We start from the raw sequence: 4503 nt of genomic DNA on the forward strand, positions 1-4503 counted from the left end.
CGGCGTACCAGCGGCTGTCCCAGGTGCGGTTGATCTGCAGGCGCAGACCGATCGGGTTGCTCTTGTGACCCATTAGGCTTCTTCCTGCTCGCGCACGACGATCCGCAGCCGCGAGAACGGCTTCAGGATGCGGGTGGACTTGCCGCGGCCGCGCGTGGCGAACCGCTTCATGGTGATCGACTTGCCGACCGACGCCTCGGCGACGACGAGCGCGTCGACGTCGAGGTTGTGGTTGTTCTCGGCATTGGCGATGGCCGAAGCCAGGACCTTGCGCGCGTCGACCGCCATCGCCTTCGTCGAGAAGGAGAGGATGTTCATCGCATCGCCGGCCTTCTTGCCGCGGATGAGGCCAGCGACCAGGTTCAGCTTCTGCGCCGAGCCACGGATCTGGGTGCCGACCGACAGGGCTTCCTTGTCGCCGACCTTACGGGGGGATGCAGGCTTGCTCATCAGCGCTTGCCCTTCTTGTCAGCGGCGTGACCCGGGAAGTAGCGCGTCGGCGCGAACTCACCCAGCTTCATGCCGACCATGTCTTCATTGACCGACACCGGCACGAACTTGCGGCCGTTGTAGACGTTGAACGTGAGGCCGACGAACGACGGCAGGATGGTGGAACGACGCGACCAGGTCTTGATCGGCGCGCGGCCACCGGCATCCTGCGCGGTTTCCGCCTTCTTCAGAAGGCTCAGTTCGACGAACGGGCCCTTCCAGACTGAACGAGCCATGGTTTAGCCCTTCCTCTTGGTCGAATGACGCGACCGGATGATCATCTTGTCGGTCGACTTGTTGTGACGGGTGCGCGCACCCTTCGTCGGCTTGCCCCACGGGGTGACCGGGTGACGGCCGCCCGAGGTCCGGCCCTCACCACCGCCGTGCGGGTGGTCGACCGGGTTCTTCGCGACACCGCGCGTCAGCGGGCGCTTGCCCATCCAGCGCGAACGGCCGGCCTTGCCCAGGTTGGTGTTCTGGTTATCCGGGTTGGACACCGCACCGACCGTGGCCATGCACTCGCCGCGGATGTAGCGCTGCTCGCCCGAGTTCAGGCGAACGATCACCATGCCGCGATCGCGACCGACGACCTGCACGTAGGTGCCGGCCGAGCGCGCGATCTGCCCACCCTTGTTCGGCTTCATCTCCACGTTGTGGACGATGGTACCGACGGGGACCTGGCCGATCTCCATCGCGTTGCCGGGCTTGGTGTCGGTCTTCTTCGCCGCGATCACCTTGTCACCGACCGCGAGACGCTGCGGCGCGATGATATAGGCCTGCTCGCCGTCGGCGTAGGACACCAAAGCGATGAACGCGGTGCGGTTGGGATCGTATTCCAGCCGCTCGACCGTGCCCTCGGCGTCCCACTTGCGACGCTTGAAATCGATGTGGCGGTAACGCTGCTTGTGGCCGCCCGCGATGCCGCGGCTGGTCACGTGGCCCTTGTTGTTGCGGCCGCCGGTCTTCGACTTGCCCTCGGTCAGCGCCTTGACGGGCTTGCCCTTCCACAGCGACGACTTGTCGACGAGGATCAGGCCGCGCTGCGCGGGCGAGGTCGGATTGAAATGCTTGAGTGCCATCTTACTTGGCCCCCTCGGTGACGTCGATCGACTGGCCCTCGGTCAGGGTCACGATCGCCTTCTTCATGTCCGAACGCTGATAGGGCGCACCCTTCCAGCGCTTGGTCTTGCCCTTCTGCACGATCGTGTTCACGCTCTTCACGGACACGTCGAACAGCGCCTCGACCGCTGCCTTGATCTCCGGCTTGGTCGCCTTGTTGGCGACCTTGAACACGACCGCGTTCTGCTCGGAGAGAAGCGTAGCCTTCTCGGTGATGTGCGGCGCGACAATCACGTCATAGTGACGGTTGTCGATCGCCTTTGCCTGCTTAGCCATTGAAGCGAGCCTCCAGCTTCTCGACCGCCGCGCGGGTCAGGACCAGCGTGTCAGCCTTGATGATGTCGTAGACGTTCGCGCCCACCGCGGGGAGCATGTCGACGCCGACCAGGTTGCGACCGGCGCGGAAGCTCTCGCCCGCGTCGCCGTCGATGACCAGCGTGCGCTTGCCCGCGTTCAGCGTCGCGAAGTGACCCTTCAGCTCGGCGGTCTTGGCGACCGAGAAGCCGTCGAGCACGATCAGCGAGCCGTTCTTGGCGTGGCTCGACAGCGCCATCTTCAGGCCCAGTGCGCGAACCTTCTTGTTCAGGGACGGGTTGAAGTCGCGGACGCGGGCGCCGTGCGCCTTACCACCGCCGATGAACACCGGCGCGCGGCGATCGCCGTGACGGGCGGTACCGCCGCCCTTTTGGCGACCGAACTTCTTGCCGGTGCGTGCCACGTCGGCGCGCTCGCGCGTGCCGCGTGCGGTGGCACGACGCTTCTCGAGCTGCCAGGTCACGACGCGGTGCAGGATGTCGGCGCGCGGATCGAGGCCGAAGACCTCGTCGTTGAGCTCGATCTCCGCGCCGGCATCGCCGGTGAAGGAGAGAACCTTGACCTGCACTTACGCCTCCTGCGCGTCAGTCGCGTCGGCGGCGGGCGCCTCGACGGTGTTGGTGTTTGCGGCAGCCTTCAGGCCGGCCGGACGCGGCGCATCGGCATTCGGCTTGAGCTTCACGGCATCCTTGACGAACAGCCAACCGCCCTTCGAGCCGGGAACCGAACCCTTGATGAAGATCAGGCCGCGCTCGGCATCGGTGCCGACCACTTCCAGATTCTGCTGGGTGCGGTTCTTGTCGCCCATGTGACCGGCCATCTTCTTGTTCTTGAAGACGCGGCCCGGGTCCTGGCGGTTACCCGTCGAACCCAGCGAACGGTGCGAGACCGAGACGCCGTGGGTGGCGCGCAGACCGCCGAAGCCCCAACGCTTCATGCCGCCCGCGAAGCCCTTGCCCTGGGTGCGGCCCTGAATGTCGACGAACTGGCCGGCGACGAAATGCTCGGCCGAGATCTCGGCGCCCACATCGAGGAGGTTTTCCTCGGTGACGCGGAACTCGTGAACGATCGCCTTGGGCTCCACTTCCGCCTTGCCGAACTGGCCGCGCTGCGGCTTGGCGACGTTCTTGGCCTTGGCGACGCCTGCGCCAAGCTGGACGGCGGTGTAGCCGTCGGTGTCCTTCTCGCGGCGGGCGACGACCTGAAGCGCCTCGAGCTGCAGAACGGTGACCGGCACGTGGCGGCCATCGTCCTGGAACAGGCGGGTCATCCCCATCTTCTTCGCGATCACGCCGGTGCGCATGATCCTTGCTCCCAGACAGAGGCACCTGAAGGACCATCCCCCAGGTGCTTGCGATCCCCGCCGAAGCGAGGATCAGTCAGCCCGGAAATGCGAAGCGTGCCCCCGTCCCGGGCTGGTGCTTCCCGAAGGAAGCAGACGGGAGACGCTGTCCCAGCGCCCGAAGGCGACTGGCGGTATCTCGTTGTTCAGCGTGTGTCCCCGCGAAGGCGGGGACCCAGTCTGGGCTCCCGCCTTCGCGGAAGCACAACTTTCACTCGCGGGACTCAGTCAACCGCGAGCGAGCGGCGCCATTACGCCAGCTTGATCTCCACGTCAACGCCCGCGGCGAGGTCCAGCTTCATCAGCGCGTCGATCGTCTGCGGGGTCGGCTGCACGATGTCGAGCATGCGCTTGTAGGTGCGCACCTCGAACTGCTCGCGCGACTTCTTGTCGATGTGCGGGCCCCGGTTGACGGTGAACTTCTCGATGCGCGTGGGCAGCGGGATCGGGCCGCGGATCAGCGCGCCGGTGCGGCGGGCGGTGTCCGAGATCTCGCCGGTCGCCTGGTCGAGCACGCGATGGTCGAACGCCTTGAGGCGGATGCGGATGTTGCTGTCCATGTTCCCTACCGATTGCGGTCGACTCCGGCCGTCTTCCCACCGGCTGGCGCCGGAGGGCCCGTACCGCAGGCCAACGCCGGCGGGATAAGATCCTGGCCGATCCGCTGCGGGAGGCCGGGAAGACGAGAAAGAGCCGAAACTCAAGAATGCGAAGGCGCGGCCTGTAAAGGCGCTCCCACAAAAAGGCAACCGCCCGACGCACCATTCGGCGCGCCGGGCGGCTGTTTTTTACCGATCCGCCCAGAAGGGCGGCAGCAGCTTACTTCTGGATTTCGGCGACCACGCCCGCACCGACGGTACGACCGCCCTCACGGATGGTGAAGCGCTGGCCGACGTCCATCGCGATCGGCGCGATCAGCTTGATGCCGAGCGCGACGTTGTCGCCCGGCATGACCATCTCGGTGCCCTCGGGCAGCTCGACGGTGCCGGTCACGTCCGTGGTGCGGAAGTAGAACTGCGGACGATAGTTGCCGAAGAACGGGGTGTGACGGCCGCCCTCATCCTTCGACAGGACGTACACTTCCGACTTGAAATCGGTGTGCGGCTTGATCGAACCCGGCTTCGCGAGCACCTGGCCACGCTCCACCTCTTCACGGCCGACGCCGCGGATCAGCGCGCCGATATTGTCGCCGGCCTGGCCCTGGTCGAGCAGCTTGCGGAACATCTCGACGCCGGTGA

General features: G+C 66.0%; 8 protein-coding genes and 1 pseudogene. All 9 read right to left on the reverse strand.

Features of this window, described 5'->3' with window-relative positions; all coding sequences use genetic code 11:
* A pseudogene (locus ACFDS6_RS16565) lies at window positions 1-73 on the reverse strand (30S ribosomal protein S3); the annotation flags it as partial.
* A complete protein-coding gene (rplV, locus tag ACFDS6_RS16570) occupies window positions 73-450 on the reverse strand; it encodes a 50S ribosomal protein L22 (protein ID WP_017979489.1) in 378 nt (125 codons plus the stop codon). The gene rplV and the pseudogene ACFDS6_RS16565, both read right to left, overlap by 1 nt.
* Window positions 450-725 (reverse strand): 30S ribosomal protein S19, encoded by a 276-nt coding sequence (rpsS, locus tag ACFDS6_RS16575; protein WP_017979490.1) that lies wholly within the window; start codon window positions 723-725, stop codon window positions 450-452. The genes rplV and rpsS overlap by 1 nt, the downstream gene beginning before the upstream one ends.
* Window positions 726-728: 3 nt before the next feature.
* Window positions 729-1568: a 50S ribosomal protein L2 gene (gene rplB / locus ACFDS6_RS16580; protein WP_375273198.1), complete on the reverse strand. Its 840-nt coding sequence runs from the start codon at window positions 1566-1568 to the stop codon at window positions 729-731.
* A gap of 1 nt (window position 1569) precedes the next feature.
* Complete coding sequence (locus ACFDS6_RS16585; protein WP_019516014.1) at window positions 1570-1884, reverse strand: 50S ribosomal protein L23; 315 nt, start codon at window positions 1882-1884, stop codon at window positions 1570-1572.
* Window positions 1877-2491, reverse strand: coding sequence for a 50S ribosomal protein L4 (gene rplD / locus ACFDS6_RS16590; protein WP_375273199.1), 615 nt, complete (start codon window positions 2489-2491; stop codon window positions 1877-1879). Before rplD ends, ACFDS6_RS16585 begins: the two co-directional genes overlap by 8 nt.
* A complete protein-coding gene (rplC, locus tag ACFDS6_RS16595; protein ID WP_375273200.1) occupies window positions 2492-3226 on the reverse strand; it encodes a 50S ribosomal protein L3 in 735 nt (244 codons plus the stop codon).
* 290 nt (window positions 3227-3516) lie between these two features.
* Complete coding sequence (gene rpsJ / locus ACFDS6_RS16600) at window positions 3517-3825, reverse strand: 30S ribosomal protein S10 (protein WP_375273201.1); 309 nt, start codon at window positions 3823-3825, stop codon at window positions 3517-3519.
* 259 nt (window positions 3826-4084) lie between these two features.
* On the reverse strand, window positions 4085-4503 hold a 419-nt coding region (locus tag ACFDS6_RS16605; protein ID WP_375273202.1), incomplete at its 5' end, for an EF-Tu/IF-2/RF-3 family GTPase.

The sequence above is a fragment of the Sphingomonas sp. genome (assembly GCF_042095875.1).
In the GTDB taxonomy this organism is placed as follows: Bacteria; Pseudomonadota; Alphaproteobacteria; order Sphingomonadales; family Sphingomonadaceae; genus Sphingomonas.